The organism is Neptuniibacter marinus (genome assembly GCF_965223595.1).
Taxonomy (GTDB): domain Bacteria; phylum Pseudomonadota; class Gammaproteobacteria; order Pseudomonadales; family Balneatricaceae; genus Neptuniibacter; species Neptuniibacter marinus.
The window spans coordinates 230,650-245,547 of record NZ_OZ245004.1; the positions used below are offsets into that span (position 1 = coordinate 230,650).

Here is a 14,898-nt window from a genome sequence, read left to right on the forward strand (position 1 = left end):
TACTTTTTGGTAGGGGTTACTTATTCAGCCGCTGGAGTTGTAAATGAAAGCAATACAGATCAGTCAGTTTGGATCTAATGAAGCCTTATCCTACACAGAATTAACAGAACCAAAACTTAACTCTGGAGAAGTTTTAATAAAAAACCAGGCAGCGGGCGTTAATCCGATTGATTGGAAAACTTGTGGCGGCGGCGGTGCTGCGCCGTTTATTGGTGATCTACCTTTTATCCCAGGCTGGGAGTTTGCTGGCATAGTTGAGAAAGTCGCCAGTGATGTAACAACATTTTCTGTAGGTGACGCCGTTTTTGGGTTTATTCGTTTTCCTGAGCGTGCTGGCTGCTTTGCTGAATATATTGCAGCACCTACTGATCAAATTAGCTTACGACCCAAAGAACTTCCTGTTCACGCGGCGGCGGGTTTAGGTTTAGCCGGTTTAACTGCTTGGCAAGCTCTGTTTGATAAAGGGAATCTACAAGCATCACAACAAGTTGTTATCTTAGCCGGTGCTGGAGGTGTAGGTCATTTAGCCATTCAGTTAGCCCACTGGGCTGGCGCAAAAGTCATTACAACCGCCTCAAGTACAAATCACGATTTCCTGAAATCCCTAGGCGCCGATTTAGTTATCGATTATCACACGCAGAAAATTACTGATCATGTGGAAAATGCTGATCTAGTGATTGACTGCATGGGCGGCGACGTGGGTATTGAAGCCTTGGCTTGCGTAAAAACTGGCGGTACTTTAGTTACATTGCCTTCAGTAACCAAAGATGAAGTTATCGCTGCTGGCAACGCCGCTGGAGTTAAGGTGGAACCAATACGTGTCGAGCCTAACAGCGAACAACTCGATAAACTGGCAGGCTTGTATGTAGATAAAAAGCTGGAATTGCAGTTAGCAAACACCTACCCATTAGAAAACGTAGGAAAAGCCTTTGATGAAAGCCGGACAGGTCAAGTAAAAGGGAAAATCGTCTTAACGATCTAATCCAATCTAATCAAGGTAGATAACCAACTTAGGGGCTAACACTTAGTCCCTGATACATTGATGTTACTTTATCCATGCTTTGTGTGATTTTTTCCGCAGAGCGCATAATCAGCGGTAATAAAGCTTTATTAAAATCCATATCAGAAAGATCTTTAAAACGCTTAAAGTCTTTCTGAATTTTGTTGAGCTCATTTTTTATCTGATCACTGTTTAATTTACTACTCTCTAATACATCCCTATTTTGTTCAAACAACTGTAAGGACTCAATAAAGGGCTCTGAGTAACGGTCGTTGAAACCCCAAGCACGCAATGCATAATGACTACTAACCCGCTGAGATAACATACGTACAAACCCAGCTGTACTGATAAGGTTTCCATATGCACTCTCAGTTTTAGCATTAATCTCAGCAGTAACTAACATCCACTCTTTCAAAAGCAGTTCCGTTTGCACACGTACATTCTCAACGTTCTCCTTTGTTGGTTCTTTTTCGTACAAAGGCTTTACAACGTCCCAATGTTCCGCCGCTTTTCTAAATGCGTCACCGACCGTATCTGGTGTACTGTAAGAAAGCGATTGTTCAGAAGCATGCTTATTAACATATTTAAGTATCTCTGTTTCTGCGGCCTCGTACTCAACGATTGCTGCGTTAAGATCCTGCTCGGCCTTTCTCGCACGCACAGACATACCCACTAAAATATAGTTTTTGAGCATCTCTTGGCTAAGTCTATTTTGATTTGAGGATGAGTTAATAAGTGCTTCAACAGATGTTATTTCAGCAGAAACCACTGTGCTCATAAATAACAAACTCAATATTAAATATTGAAATCCCTTCATAAAAGCAATCCCCTTATCAGGTACAAACTTCGGCCAATAGGTCATCGATCTGATCCAATAACTGGTTTTCAGACCAAGGTTTTGTTAAATATGCAGAGACACCAGCTTCAACTGCTTCCTTTCTATGCTTTTCAGTAGAACGAGAAGTAATCATTATCACCGGCATATGCGTAGTTTCATTACGGTTTCGAATCACTGTTGCTAACTCAACCCCACCCATTCTCGGCATCTCCATATCAGTGATAACCATATCCGGCTGACGTTTACGCATCTGGTTCAATGCATCTAGGCCATCGATCGCGGTCATAACCTCATAACCAGTATCTTTTAATAGTGTCTCAATTGTCTTACGCGCACTTAGGGAGTCATCCACTATTAAGATTCTTGGTAGCTCTAATTCAGCCTCAATCTCAACCATTAATGGCTGCTCATGGAACGCTGAGCGTTTATAACGAATACGGCCGGGTAGATCGACAATCGGAGCCGCCTGTCCATTTGCCAAGATCGTTAATCCGGGTAAACCAGGTAGATCAGGGAGGTAGTCACTCATCTGTTTAAACGCGAGCTCACGATGTGCAATCACTTCTTTCACTAAAACAGCAACCCGTTCACCTTGCGCCAGATTCACAATCAAAACAGGATGAATAGCCTCAGCTTCTAGGTAGTTATAAGCGCGTTCATCAAGAAGATGCTCAAGCATATAAACGGGATAATCATCCCCTTCATACTGAAACATTAGCTCATCACCCTGATGATTGAATTGACCATCTAGTGAGATCAAGCTCTGCTCAATCCCATGACCAGCAAGGGCAAAAACCTGCTTACCGCAACGAACCAATAATGTACGGATCATCAAAGAGCTGGCAGGCATAGCTAAATGAAGCTCTGTACCTTCTCGGCTATGAGAAGAAATATCTAAGGTGCCTTGTAAACGTAGGATCTGCTGATAGACCACATCCATGCCAATACCACGGCCCGACAACTGGCTAATCTCTCCACGGGTAGAAAAACCGGGAATCAAAATCAAACGATTAATCTCATCATCGGTGAGCTCTAAGCCCGCCTCAATCAACTCTTTCTCTTCAGCAACCGCTAACACGCGCTGCGTATTAATCCCATCACCATCATCCCTACACTTCACATCAATCATGGCATCTTGGAGTGAGAATGTGAGCGTAATACAACCCTCTTCAGGCTTCCCTCTTTGGGCCCGTAAACGAGGGGTTTCAATACCATGATCAACAGCATTACGAATGATATGTAGTAATGGGTCAGCTAACTGGTTCAAGATAAAACTATCAACCAGTGTATCTTCACCTTGGATTATGAGGTTGGCTTTTTTATCAGTTGCACGGCACGCCTGACGTAATATTCGTTGCAAACGGGAGGCAATCGTTTTAACTGGAACTAATCGAGTACTTAAAACATTATCGAGGGTTTCTTTCTGCAGACCTGATTGGGCTATATGCAATGAACTCAAACTCTGTATACGCCCTTCCATCTCTTGTTGAATCTCACGTACATCGGCAACCGCTTCTTGCACACGGGAGATGGTGGTATGGATTTCGTTATAGCGATCCATCTCTAATGGATCAAAATCGTCAGAGCTTTCATCAAGCTCCGATTGCGTATTAATCTGCTCCTGAAACTGCTGCTCAAGCTCAAAAAGTACACGCTGTAATATACGGTGACGCTCGCGGTTAGTTCGTGTAAATCCTCGAAGTTGAGTAACCTCTTCATCAAGCTGTGTATTCAAAGTGCTGGATTCACCCGCCAGACGAAACAGGTTATCCAAAATAGATCGAGGAACACGGAAAACTGGCGATTCATCTAGCGCATTTTCATTTGCGGCTTTATCGTCAGAGGGTTGAGGTTGATCCGTCAGTCTTTGCTCAGCAACAATAGAGGCACCCTCAATGATGGATGAGCTGTCTTGCTCTAGGGCCGGCAAGCCTTCTGTTTTGAGTCGATAATCCCAATCCATTATTAACTGTAAAACCTGCAAAGCATTATCCGGTACAGCCGTTCCCTCTATAACACTTTCTGACATTGCCGCCAGACAGTCAGCCGCTTCAAAAAGATCATTTTTTAGGGAACCTGAGGGTAACTGATCAGCCCCTGTCAGGTACTCCATTACATCTTCAAGCCGATGCGCTAAGTTTGCCACGCCTTTAATACCCGCCATATTTGCCAAACCTTTTAGGGTATGTACGGCACGTTGGGCACTGCGTAGAGCCTCTTTATCTGAATCGGCAAAGGTTTTCTGTATATTATTTAAGAAGTCATCCGATAAAGTTGGAAGCTCATGATGAAGCATATCAAGGAGCTGAGGATCTATATCTTCTGATTCCTGCAACTCTATATCATCTACACCCGCTGTTTCTTGCTCTATATCTCCACTACTTTGCAATGAGGCTAAAGCTAAAAGCCCCATGATAAAAGAAGCTTGCTCCACTGTAGGTCGACAAGGTAACTGAGTATCAACATATTGATCGAGTAAGGTTTGTTGACGTTCATATACACTAATATCAACAAAATACTCTTGTAGACCGGTCAAACACGCATGTATAGATTCACTCGACTCGACAGTGAGCGGGATAGTATTTTCAATCAAGTAATCTAAGTTGAGTATTAACCCCTCCACCAGCACTTTCGCACCAATAAGGTTGATCGTATCTAGTGCACGAATAACCGTAGCTAACAGATCGCGGGACTCATCGAGCAATTTGGAGTTGAGTGAGTTCTCTTGCCATTGCTCAGCTAAACCGGTTACTGATTGAGAGAGCATATCAATCACTGCCGGCTCAATTTTCGGCCCTTCTTCCTGCAACAGCGTAAAATCAATCGAACAAAAGCTAGGAGGTTCAGGTAAAGGCTGGCTAGCTTCTAATGGAAGATCTGACTCGACCCCTCCATCTAAATTTTGAGATTCTAGCGGCTCAATCACCTCTTTAATTAACGCTAGTGGTTCAACACTTTCGCCCTCATCCATCTCATTCGCAACGAAGGTGCCTGAGTTCAAACGTTCTAAATCTTGTTCTAAGAGTTCACTTAAAAACTCAGTATCTTCACTAGCAACGGGCTCAGGCCAATCCTGATCGGTCATAAGGGCGAGTATAGGTGCAATCATGTCAGCTGTAGGCTGTGACAATAATCCTAAAATCGCTTGATTGAGCGCGGTTGCACAAGGTGCTGAATCCGTATCGCTTAATTGGGCTAATAACTCCCCATAAAGCGCCAGAAGATCTGAGAATCCTGACCAATCATGCTCAGAATGGATATCGATCTGCTCATAAAACTTTTCAGTATGTTCCTCACTAAAGTAAGGAAGCGCTGCCGCCATATCCGTTAATAGAGCAAAAAGGCCAGGGAAAGCACTTTCAACCACTGGTGAAGGAGCAAGAGAAGACTCGGATGATGGCTGTTCAACAGTTTGATCCGGCGTCATATCAAGGTCTAGATCAACCGATGGCGGGATAGGCGTATCCAATAACTCAGCATCGGCACGCTCCGAGTGATCCAGCTCATCGACACTATTTAACTGCCGACAATCGAGTTCCAGCAGCTCTAGCAAAAATCCACTGTCCTCTTCTGGTAGAGGTTCAGCCCAAGCAACATCCCGTAAACAGCTCACTAAACCTTGTGCCACTATCGATGGGTTACCATCAAAGACCCCATTCAACTGTTCCGCTAAACGGTGAATTACAGGGTCTACCTGTTTAATATGCTCCTCCGGCAGGGATTCTAACAACTCAGCATAAAGTGCTAAGAAATCGGCTAATCCTGGCAGATCGTGCTCACTGAACTGGTCGACATATTCATACAACTCGACGATCAACTCAGTCAGCGGCAACTCCATCTTTAGACAGAGTTTTTGTTTTGCATTCAGCCACTCGATGGCTAGTTTAGGATCAAACATTGATCTCTATCCTATTAGTGTTCAGTCGTGGCCAATTTAAATACACTGATTGATTTCTGCAGTTCTTGGGCCGCATCTACCAATTCATCAGACAGTTCAGCCTGCTGGCGCATCTCAGCATTCGTCGCTTGGGTCGTTTCATTAATGCTTGTCGCACGTTCACGAAGCTCCTCTGCCACTTTCGCCTGTTTAACTGAGCTGTGTGCAATACGCACAACAGAGTCAACCAAGGTTTGTGTAGTGGATCGTGTTTCACCCATACGCTCACCCGCTTCCTCTGCAAGACGTGTACCTTCAACAACATCACTGATTACATTGTTGATTACATTGATAGTGTCCGCAGTCTCTAACTGAATGTTGTTTACTAGGGATTCAATTTCAGAGGTTGCTTCACGGGAGTTCTCAGATAAACGCTGTACCTCATCTACCACCACCATCAAGCCTCGACCTGCTTCACCAGCCGATGCCGCGTGCATACTCGCATTAAGTGACAGCACATGGGTACGTTCTGAGATGTTGTTGATCAGGTTTACGATACCGCCGATCTCTTGCGAACGTTCACCTAGGCGTTTGATACGTTTTTCCGCCTCATGGATGGTCTGCCGTATTTTATTGATACTATCAATTGTTTGAGATACAGAATCCATGGCGGTTTCTGATGTTTTAATCGCTTTCTGAGAGGCGTTATTTGAGATCACCGCTAGCTTAGAGATTAACTCCATCGCTTTAATGGCAGAATCAAGACCATCCAGCGTTTCACCGATCTCCTCTTTCTCTCGTTCGGCATAACTAAGGACTGTTTCTGACTGTGACTTAACCTGTACAGATGCAGTGTTTACACGGCCGGAAACCACATTAACTTCGAGCAGTACTGATTCAATCGACTCAACTAGTTGGTTAACGGAGTCAGATATCGCACCCGTCACATCTTCAGCTACAGGTACTCGCACGGTTAGATCTCGTTGAGAAATTTGGAATACGTTTTGGATCAAAGAGATAATTGAGGCGTTTAGGCGTTTATTTTCCGCCTCTTTAACTTGTAGCGCATTCTCTTTCTCTTCAAGCATGCTATCCAATACAACAGATAGCTGACCAAGCTCATCTTTACTATCTAGTTTACTTCGTGCATCGACTTCGCCTTTACGTACACGGTCAATCGCATTCTGTATTTTACGCAGTGGATCAATTACACCATATTTTACGATCGACATTGATACCGCTAATGCTGTGATCATCAAACCCATTGAGACGAAGAAGTATGTTGCCATCTCTTTCGTATCATCTAGCTGCAAGTTGTCATTCTGAACTTTATATTCAGCAGCTAACTCGGTTACTTCATCAATTTTTGGTGCGAGTTGAGAAATAATGATACGAAGTTCTACAAATTTAGCATGTCCGATTTCTGTCGCTTTACTTAACTCATCAAACAAACTCGCAATGGTATCGATGTTCTTTATTATGGTATTACGTCGGGTATTAAAAGGAAGTTCGTTAAGTTCGGCTGTTAGGGTCTGTATTGTTTGATTAACTTGATCAATCACAACAACATTGCCATTAGTTGCTATATATTCATCAATCATTACTCTTACTTTATTAAATTGCTCGCGCATATCCGCGTTTAATACATCCACTAAGGGCGCGGTTTCCCACACAAGGGCACGTAATTCTTGGGCCAAACCTCCTTCATCTTGTCCTAGCCCCACTTGCATGCTGGCTTCAGATGCGTCGTAAAAAGTATCTTGGTACTGATCTATAATGGTCTGGAATTGCTCAACAAGGGCTTTATCTTCATCTGTACGTAAGTAAGATTTTAAACTGAGAATATCTGCATCAACCGTTCCCATGATGTCGTTATACATGGTTAGCTGGTTCATCTCTTTTTCAGCTTGGAAACTTTTTTCCTGATAGCGCGCTTCAGAAACATTAGTTTGAATACGACCAACTAAAAGTAGGAAGTCATTCAACTGCTGTGAACGTGCCTGTGCTTTTTCTTGCAGAACGATTGTCTGATAGTAAGAAGCACCCATAAAGATCAAGCCCGCGCACAGTAATGCCAACGCAATGGCAAACTTAATCGGTATCCGTACGTTCTTAAACTCCCAAAACGATTGCATAGATCTAACTCTCCGTACTTTTTAGAACTGTTTCTTTAAGGCTAGAAATAGAAGCCGATGATCGACTTCAAACCATTTATTTTTTTTATCGCTGTAAACATGACATACAGTGTTTTCTATAATTTCAGGTAGCCCTATGGCCACCTCATCTAGCCGTTCAGGGTCGACAACACTTTGCGGCGGAGACTTTAAAAGGATCCCTACCGTGTTGGGATGGTCATCTATCAACAAAACCCAATCTTGAGCATCTTCCTCTTCATCTAATACCCGTAAATATTTATTCAGGTCATACACTGGCACCGTTTCTCCGCGATGATTAATAAAGCCTGAAAACCAATCTGGCGTTGACGGTACAGCACAAATCGCTGGAGATTTTACAACCTCAGCTCGTGTCTGTTCAGATATTAAAAGTGGGCAACTACCCACTTCAAACCCATGCCTGATTTGATGAAACTCGGAACTACTTTCTTGATCAATACTTGTTTGCTGAGTATCCATCATTCCACTCTGTTAAGTCAGTGCATTAATCTGCGCAAGCAGGTCTTCATCCGAAAATGGTTTAGAGACCATTGCTGAAGCACCTTGAAGTTGAGCCCAAACCTTATCGGCTTCCTCTTTTTTACTCGAAACAAGCACAACAGGAATATTCTTAGTGGCCTCATCTGTAGTGATCTGCCGACAAGCAGAGAAACCATCCATCTCAGGCATTACTATATCCATAAAGATCAAATCTGGTTTTTCATTCTTTGCCTTATCTAAGCCCTGCTTACCATCACTGGCAACAATGACCTCAACACCACAACCTGCCAACACTGTACATATATGCTTCTGTTGAACAGGATCATCTTCAACTACAAGAACTTTTTTCACTGACTGTCTCCAATATCATTAAGCTTTTTGAAACTCATCAACCCAATTAGATACCCTGCTGATAACCCTTTGGAACTCGTCATGCTCTATCGGCTTGGTTAAATAGGTGGAACAACCGGACATGATTCCTTTAACCTCATCCATAGGTGAGGTTTTAGACGTCAGCATAATGATTGGGGTTTTCTTTAATTCTGAATGTTTTCTCATTTCTGCACAGGTTTCAAAACCATCAATACCCGGCATTACTACATCCAGAAAGATAAAATCATAAGAATTATTCGCGACTTTTTCTAAAGCCTCTTCACCTGTTGCTGCAAAGTGGACATTAACTGGCAAAGAAAGCTGTTGCAGTTCTGAGTCTAACGCTTGCTGCATAATTTCATTGTCATCAACAACCAACACTTGAAAGCCATTACGAGTGGAAGAAAGCTCTTCAGCTTCGGTCTCCACATTTTCATACTTGCTGAATTTATTCTCTTCAACCGTTTCGGCAACGGGACATTCCATATCCTCATTTTCACTTGTCATTTTATCTAGTGTTCGTAGAACACGTGAAGAGACAAGTGGATAACCAAGGTATGCATAACTTTTATCGGCGGGTCGACCCCGACCGACTAAAATTAATCGTGAGTGATAGCTAGAAGGAAGGTTTAAAAGCTCAGGATGGTCATTTAGATTAAAGCCGAATACCAGCATTAAATCAGGTAGGTTATTAAAATCAGGATCAACAAGGATATAGCGTGTTTGTTTGGAAAGTTTGAATATTTTTTCCAGCTTTATTCGCTGGTCTTCAGGAAAACCTATGGAACCAATCTGCATTCTAGCCCCCTACCCTAATAGTAATAGAGGGTCGGTTCACATCATAGTGAATAGCTCGATAGGCTGAAATGGTATAGGTAAAACCGCAGGCACTATTATAGGTAAGCCCAACATTAAATTTATGCTGAGATGGCTTAATTAAGACTGCAGAATTATAACTTAGTGCATCCGATGCACTAATATTGAAATTTTCTACTACCATAAGTACGCAATACCAATAGTACAACGTTGTTTCGCCCGAGCGGCTATGCTTCTGCCAGCCCCATCCATTATCTCTTTATTATTTTTAATGACGTCTTATGCGCCCTTACTACACTGTACAGCTTTTAGACAGACAAGCAAATAAAGCATTTCTAAACAGCTATTTAACTTAATAGAGAAAAGAAACTTTGTAAATTAATAAGCCAAAAAAAAGCGAACCCAATGGTTCGCTTTATATGTTTATTGTGGTTGCGTTGAGCAAAAGAATTGCTGCTGCCTCATTAATAATCGACAACCTTCCCCTCGAATATCTCTCCCCCAACAACTTTCTCTTGCCCACGTCTTGTCATCGTCTGAACGTTTTTCATTGTATGCGGGTACATCTTTACAAAAATCTGGACTCGGTGCCGCATGCTTTAAACAGGCATTTAAAAATTTCCCGTGCTTAACAGTACAAGCAAAGCCAGAACAGTGATCAAAACTACTCAATGTTTGCTCTAAACACGCTTGTTGATCATTCTCTTTACCAAAAGCGCCCCCCTGCTCTTGAAACAACTGCGTTTCTTCCGCTAGTTCTTTATTCCACTCAGGCAACCAATAATCCTGTGTTAACCATGCACCAAATATGCCTAGAACAATCAATAATATAATGCCCCAAACTAACTTTTTAATCATTTTTTAAATCCTTTTTGAGGGCGCCATAAAAGGCCTTTCATACATAAAAGCAAGCCAATAATTGATAACAACATCATGCCATTGACAAGCAAAGGGTAACGAGCCATTAAGGGAATAAATGGATGTTTTTCCTGAAGATCACATTCACTAATTTGGTAATTATATGATCCCCCTTGCTTAATACAGGCATCAACGGTGGACTGATCTATAAAAAATACTGTCATCAGAATAAGTGCGGGGAGCACAAGAAATACTAGACCTATTTTTAACATCTACTACTCGCTATCGCATATACCCAAATTACTATATCCGCCGTTATGTGCCAGCTCTCTTAGTTCTGCAAGTGCTTCTCTGCGAGGAAGGTCGTCCTGTAGGATCTCGATAATATCCGCATGAAAGTCATCTTCTTGGATCATAAGATCATGGGTATTGATATAACGTACCAGCTCTTCATCTGAGATTTGATCATCCGCATTCATCTCTATAAATGTTGCTACGGACTCACGAGACATATTGGAGACATTTAATACTTCTCCAGCATCAGCAGAAAGCACTGTATTTAATGTGGAAAATAACGCCACGATAGCGTCAAGTGCTGGTGATGCCCCATACATATCGAATTTATCAAGATCGGGCATGTTGGCTTCAACATTATCCAACTGAACGTCAAAGTTCATTTTCGCACCGCTATTGTTGAGGTGATCCCACACCCCATCAAGAATCTGACGCATTTTGGCTAACTCACCAAACTCCATCAAACGAGCAAACAATGCAAAGTTAGGAAACATACGCTCAGACATCGCGGCACAATAAGCAGCTAGTTGCCAATCTTTAAGATCGTAAAACTCTTTATCAACACGCGGTTCGGACATGTAAATCACCAGATCTATGGGAAAGTGTGTATTGTACCGATTTTATGATTATTTGCAGCGTAATATGACCCTACTAATAATTCTATTCTCCACTTAGTTAGACTAAGTAAAAAGAGACAAATTCTGTAGCTATAAAATCCACCGAAAACCGTGCTCATATTCAAATTATTATTTATAAACAAAAAAATGACTTAACCTTATAAATGAGACAATTATCAGTAAAAGATGATCTGTTATGTATAAGCTTGTTATACTTTAGAAAGGGGTTTTATCTTGATAGACAGTGAGGTGTTTAGTTGAGTTCGTTTAATCTACTTAAGTCGATTGCGGAAGCGCATGGAAGCTTAAGAAAATCTGAGCAGAAAGTCGCAGACTTTGTACTGGGCAACCCGAATGAGGTTATCCATATGCGTATTGTTGATTTGGCTTCAGAAGCGAATGTCAGTGAACCTACTGTTGTCCGTTTTTGCCGTGCACTCAACTACGACGGTTTTCAGGATTTCAAGCTAACTTTAGCTCAAGGCTTAGCGAGTAATACCAATTACGAGCAGTTTTCACTGAATACCAAAGATACAGTGATGGAGTTCAAAGAAAAAATCTTTGATTCCATGATCGGAAACCTCCTTAATATTAAAGAGCAGCTCGATACAGAAACGGTAGAAGCTGCAATAAATAGCCTAACAAAAGCACGCCGAGTTGAGTTTTACGGTTTTGGGGCATCAGCACCTGTATGTACAGATGCTGCTCACAAGTTTCACCGTTTAAAGGTATCTAGCACTTCTTATTCCGACCCTCATATGCAAGCAATCTCTGCCGTCTCTCTTGATGAACGAGATGTAGTGGTCGCAATTTCACAAACGGGGCGAACAAAAGACCTGCTACATACCGTCAACTTAGTCAAAGATACAGGAACGACGGTTATATCCCTTTGCCCAAGTAATACTCCGCTTGCAGAGGCATCAACCATATCTATCCATATTGATTTAGAAGAAGATAAAGACCTAAGTACCTTAATGTCATCACGGGTATTACATTTGGTTGTCATTGATGTTTTAGCTGTAGGTGTAGCCATGAAGTTAGGCCCCGGTTTAATTGATCACCTAAAAACGATTAAACGCAGCCTGCGCTCTTTACGCCAAAATGACAAACGCCCTCTTCTACGGAAACCATCAAACTTTCCGGAAAGCGAGAGGTAATGACTGAATAACACTAATCCATGGGATATAACCTTACTTTTATCCCATTTTTTCACCTTTCTTACATCTTTCCTTCATCTCCCTGAAACAACCTATTTTTATTATGAGCCGTCTCTTTAGATGTGCCATTCAACCTAAAACTATTTGAAATTTAGCGTCAGCTATAATAAAACTAGTTCAAGGTTGTTTTTAAACAGGGTTTGAGATCCATTAATATCTCATGCTCAATCACTAGTGCCCCTCATTGCGGTACGTAAATAATACCGACCGATGGGCCTTCTGACCGTTAGGATAAGATCAGGAGCTATTATGTTGAGAAATACCGAAAACCTAAATGAAGTACAAACCGAAGTCTTCGACCTTTTAGTAGGTTTTGAAGAAGAGGAAAAGTTATCTCGTAAAAAACTAGCATCAAGGCGAGCTTTAAAAGCACGCAGAGCGATTGAACAACGTTTTGAAGAGAAAGAGCTTGCTGCACATATTAATGAGTGTTGGTTTGGAAGTTAATAGAATTTAATACGCCAGTTCTTTGAACTGGCGTATTTCGTTAACGCTTCGCTTACCTCTAGCTACTTAATACTCTGGATAGAGAATATTCAGGGGTATAGATCGGCTGCCTTCAACAACAATCGCACAATGCTTACGCTTAAGCTTGCGTGGTTCAGTTACACCACATGAGTGCGCGATTATCTCTACTTCGTGCACAAGATGATTGTGATAATTAGCTACACGGTCCGCTTTCACTTCGGGCACTAAGCCTCGTTGTAAGTCTGGATCATGAGTTGTAATACCTGTAGGACAAGTATTTTTATTACACTGCAACGCTTGTATACAACCTAAGGCAAACATAAAACCACGCCCTGTCACCACAAAATCAGCCCCCATACATAAAGCAGCAGCCACATCCGTTGGGTTGATTAATTTACCTGAAGCAATAACACGGACACGATCCCGCAAATCATGGGCCATCAACTTATTCACCAATATAGGTAAACTTTCCCGTAAGGGTAAACCTACGCTATCCATTAAAGGCATAGGCGCCGCCCCAGTACCCCCATCAGCACTGTCTAAAGTAATAAAATCCGGTGCAGATTCTAAGCCTCTCTCTAATATGGCTTCACAAAACTCATCCAACCACTCAGTATTACCTAAGACCATTTTAAAGCCACATGGCTTACCCGTCACAGAACGAATACGTTCAATCATATCCAAAAGGTCTGAAACAGACGCTACGTCTGGATGACGATTAGGGCTAAGTGAGTCCTCACCAACAGGGATCCCACGAACAGCAGCAATCTCAGCAGTTACCTTCTCAGCAGGAAGAATTCCACCCTTACCCGGTTTAGCTCCCTGACTGAGCTTAATTTCAAACATTTTAACTTGCGGAAGCTCCGCTTTTTCTTTCAACTTCTCTTCTGAAAGTTTGCCATTGCTGTCACGTAGACCATATTTAGCAGTGCCCACCTGATAAACAATGTCACAGCCTGAATCTAAGTGAAAGGAGGATAACCCCCCCTCTCCGGTATTCATCCAACAACCCGCCTTTTTCGCCCCCTGCGCCAATGCCTGCACAGCGGGTTTTGACATAGCCCCGTAGCTCATACCCGAGATATTAAAGAAAGAAGGGGCATCATAAGGTTTATCGCAATAAGGCCCTATTCGCAGGCTTTCGGTCTGAACAGCATCTTCCTGAAGCATAGGGAAAGCACAGTTCAGAAAGTAATAAGTACCTGGGATTCTTAAATCACGAGTCGAACCAAACGCGATAGTACTATCGACATTTTTCGCTGCTCTATACACCCACGATCGCTGCGCTCTATTGAATGGCATCTCCTCACGGTCCATCGCAAAGAAGTATTGGCGGAAAAACTCCCCTATATGTTCAAAGAGATATCGGAACCGGCCAATCAATGGATAATTCCTACGGATAGTTTGTTTCGTTTGGTGTTTATCAATCTGATAAAGCACAAAAGCAGCAACCGCAAGAATTACAAAGATAGACAAAAAGGCAATACCAACAAATGCAATAAAGTTGATTGCAAAGTTAGTAATAGGGTCATTCATGCTATAGGCCTCCTATAGACACAGCAGTGAGCCCTTAATGGGCATTATTATATGTTTTTATGAGGTTACAACTTCAGAGTAAATAGTTCAGCTAAGAATTTATCGCTATACAATGTAGAAGTCCGCTTTATGAATCAAGTAATACCCCTTCAAAATGTAGTAAATTATTACCAAAAACCTTCAAGTTCTTCCTTTTTCAGCGATAAAGCGCTTAATTCATTGATTTTCTCTCCTGATATTTGCAAAACCCCTTAGGGTAGATGTATGGTACGTCGCTCTTCGTATTTATTAATACTTTAAGGCTAGAGTTGTACGAAAATATTAAATTCAAGATCCTTAATAAATAAAGTT

The 14,898-nt window shown here is 42.0% G+C and carries 13 protein-coding genes; 3 read left to right on the forward strand and 10 right to left on the reverse strand.

Annotated features, from left to right (window positions below; all coding sequences use genetic code 11):
- Nucleotides 1-43 precede the first annotated feature (43 nt).
- Complete coding sequence (locus tag ACOQOE_RS01055) at nucleotides 44-982, forward strand: NADP-dependent oxidoreductase (RefSeq protein ID WP_420554695.1); 939 nt, start codon at nucleotides 44-46, stop codon at nucleotides 980-982.
- Nucleotides 983-1,010: 28 nt separating this feature from the next.
- Here ACOQOE_RS01055 and ACOQOE_RS01060 read toward each other — a convergent pair whose 3' ends face one another.
- From ACOQOE_RS01060 to ACOQOE_RS01100, 9 genes are all read right to left on the reverse strand, one after another.
- Nucleotides 1,011-1,817, reverse strand: a complete 807-nt coding sequence (locus tag ACOQOE_RS01060) for a hypothetical protein (protein ID WP_156473711.1) — start codon at nucleotides 1,815-1,817, stop codon at nucleotides 1,011-1,013.
- A gap of 16 nt (nucleotides 1,818-1,833) precedes the next feature.
- A complete protein-coding gene (locus ACOQOE_RS01065; RefSeq protein ID WP_420554696.1) occupies nucleotides 1,834-5,736 on the reverse strand; it encodes a hybrid sensor histidine kinase/response regulator in 3,903 nt (1,300 codons plus the stop codon).
- A gap of 14 nt (nucleotides 5,737-5,750) precedes the next feature.
- Nucleotides 5,751-7,850: a methyl-accepting chemotaxis protein gene (locus tag ACOQOE_RS01070; protein ID WP_067867998.1), complete on the reverse strand. Its 2,100-nt coding sequence runs from the start codon at nucleotides 7,848-7,850 to the stop codon at nucleotides 5,751-5,753.
- A 21-nt stretch (nucleotides 7,851-7,871) separates the two neighbouring features.
- Nucleotides 7,872-8,351 carry a chemotaxis protein CheW gene (locus ACOQOE_RS01075; RefSeq protein ID WP_082792435.1) on the reverse strand — a complete coding sequence of 160 codons (480 nt, stop codon included), beginning with the start codon at nucleotides 8,349-8,351 and terminating at the stop codon, nucleotides 7,872-7,874.
- Nucleotides 8,352-8,360: 9 nt separating this feature from the next.
- Nucleotides 8,361-8,720: a response regulator gene (locus ACOQOE_RS01080; protein ID WP_067867992.1), complete on the reverse strand. Its 360-nt coding sequence runs from the start codon at nucleotides 8,718-8,720 to the stop codon at nucleotides 8,361-8,363.
- Nucleotides 8,721-8,738: 18 nt separating this feature from the next.
- Entirely contained in the window at nucleotides 8,739-9,539 is an 801-nt protein-coding gene (locus ACOQOE_RS01085; protein WP_067867988.1) for a response regulator, read from the reverse strand.
- A gap of 441 nt (nucleotides 9,540-9,980) precedes the next feature.
- Nucleotides 9,981-10,415: a hypothetical protein gene (locus ACOQOE_RS01090; RefSeq protein ID WP_067867985.1), complete on the reverse strand. Its 435-nt coding sequence runs from the start codon at nucleotides 10,413-10,415 to the stop codon at nucleotides 9,981-9,983.
- Nucleotides 10,412-10,687, reverse strand: coding sequence for a hypothetical protein (locus ACOQOE_RS01095; protein ID WP_067867981.1), 276 nt, complete (start codon nucleotides 10,685-10,687; stop codon nucleotides 10,412-10,414). Before ACOQOE_RS01095 ends, ACOQOE_RS01090 begins: the two co-directional genes overlap by 4 nt.
- Before the next feature lie 3 nt (nucleotides 10,688-10,690).
- Nucleotides 10,691-11,287, reverse strand: coding sequence for a YjaG family protein (locus ACOQOE_RS01100; RefSeq protein WP_067867978.1), 597 nt, complete (start codon nucleotides 11,285-11,287; stop codon nucleotides 10,691-10,693).
- Between the two features lie 296 nt (nucleotides 11,288-11,583).
- Here ACOQOE_RS01100 and ACOQOE_RS01105 point away from each other — a divergent pair, with 296 nt between their 5' ends.
- Nucleotides 11,584-12,483: an SIS domain-containing protein gene (locus tag ACOQOE_RS01105; RefSeq protein ID WP_067867975.1), complete on the forward strand. Its 900-nt coding sequence runs from the start codon at nucleotides 11,584-11,586 to the stop codon at nucleotides 12,481-12,483.
- 309 nt (nucleotides 12,484-12,792) lie between these two features.
- The gene (locus ACOQOE_RS01110; RefSeq protein ID WP_067867972.1) at nucleotides 12,793-12,990 is read left to right on the forward strand and encodes a PA3496 family putative envelope integrity protein; all 198 of its coding nucleotides are present in this window, start codon (nucleotides 12,793-12,795) and stop codon (nucleotides 12,988-12,990) included.
- A gap of 66 nt (nucleotides 12,991-13,056) precedes the next feature.
- Here the strand turns inward: ACOQOE_RS01110 and ACOQOE_RS01115 are convergent, their stop codons facing one another.
- Complete coding sequence (locus ACOQOE_RS01115; protein ID WP_067867966.1) at nucleotides 13,057-14,547, reverse strand: FMN-binding glutamate synthase family protein; 1,491 nt, start codon at nucleotides 14,545-14,547, stop codon at nucleotides 13,057-13,059.
- Between the last annotated feature and the right edge of the window lie 351 nt (nucleotides 14,548-14,898).

Excerpts from the sequence above, each read along its gene's own strand:
- ACOQOE_RS01055 (WP_420554695.1), top strand. The coding sequence starts at position 44 with ATGAAAGCAATACAGATCAGTCAGTTTGGATCTAATGAAGCCTTATCC.
- ACOQOE_RS01060 (WP_156473711.1), bottom strand. The coding sequence starts at position 1,817 with ATGAAGGGATTTCAATATTTAATATTGAGTTTGTTATTTATGAGCACA.
- ACOQOE_RS01065 (WP_420554696.1), bottom strand. The coding sequence starts at position 5,736 with ATGTTTGATCCTAAACTAGCCATCGAGTGGCTGAATGCAAAACAAAAA.
- ACOQOE_RS01070 (WP_067867998.1), bottom strand. The coding sequence starts at position 7,850 with ATGCAATCGTTTTGGGAGTTTAAGAACGTACGGATACCGATTAAGTTT.
- ACOQOE_RS01075 (WP_082792435.1), bottom strand. The coding sequence starts at position 8,351 with ATGATGGATACTCAGCAAACAAGTATTGATCAAGAAAGTAGTTCCGAG.
- ACOQOE_RS01085 (WP_067867988.1), bottom strand. The coding sequence starts at position 9,539 with ATGCAGATTGGTTCCATAGGTTTTCCTGAAGACCAGCGAATAAAGCTG.
- ACOQOE_RS01090 (WP_067867985.1), bottom strand. The coding sequence starts at position 10,415 with ATGATTAAAAAGTTAGTTTGGGGCATTATATTATTGATTGTTCTAGGC.
- ACOQOE_RS01095 (WP_067867981.1), bottom strand. The coding sequence starts at position 10,687 with ATGTTAAAAATAGGTCTAGTATTTCTTGTGCTCCCCGCACTTATTCTG.
- ACOQOE_RS01100 (WP_067867978.1), bottom strand. The coding sequence starts at position 11,287 with ATGTCCGAACCGCGTGTTGATAAAGAGTTTTACGATCTTAAAGATTGG.
- ACOQOE_RS01110 (WP_067867972.1), top strand. The coding sequence starts at position 12,793 with ATGTTGAGAAATACCGAAAACCTAAATGAAGTACAAACCGAAGTCTTC.
- ACOQOE_RS01115 (WP_067867966.1), bottom strand. The coding sequence starts at position 14,547 with ATGAATGACCCTATTACTAACTTTGCAATCAACTTTATTGCATTTGTT.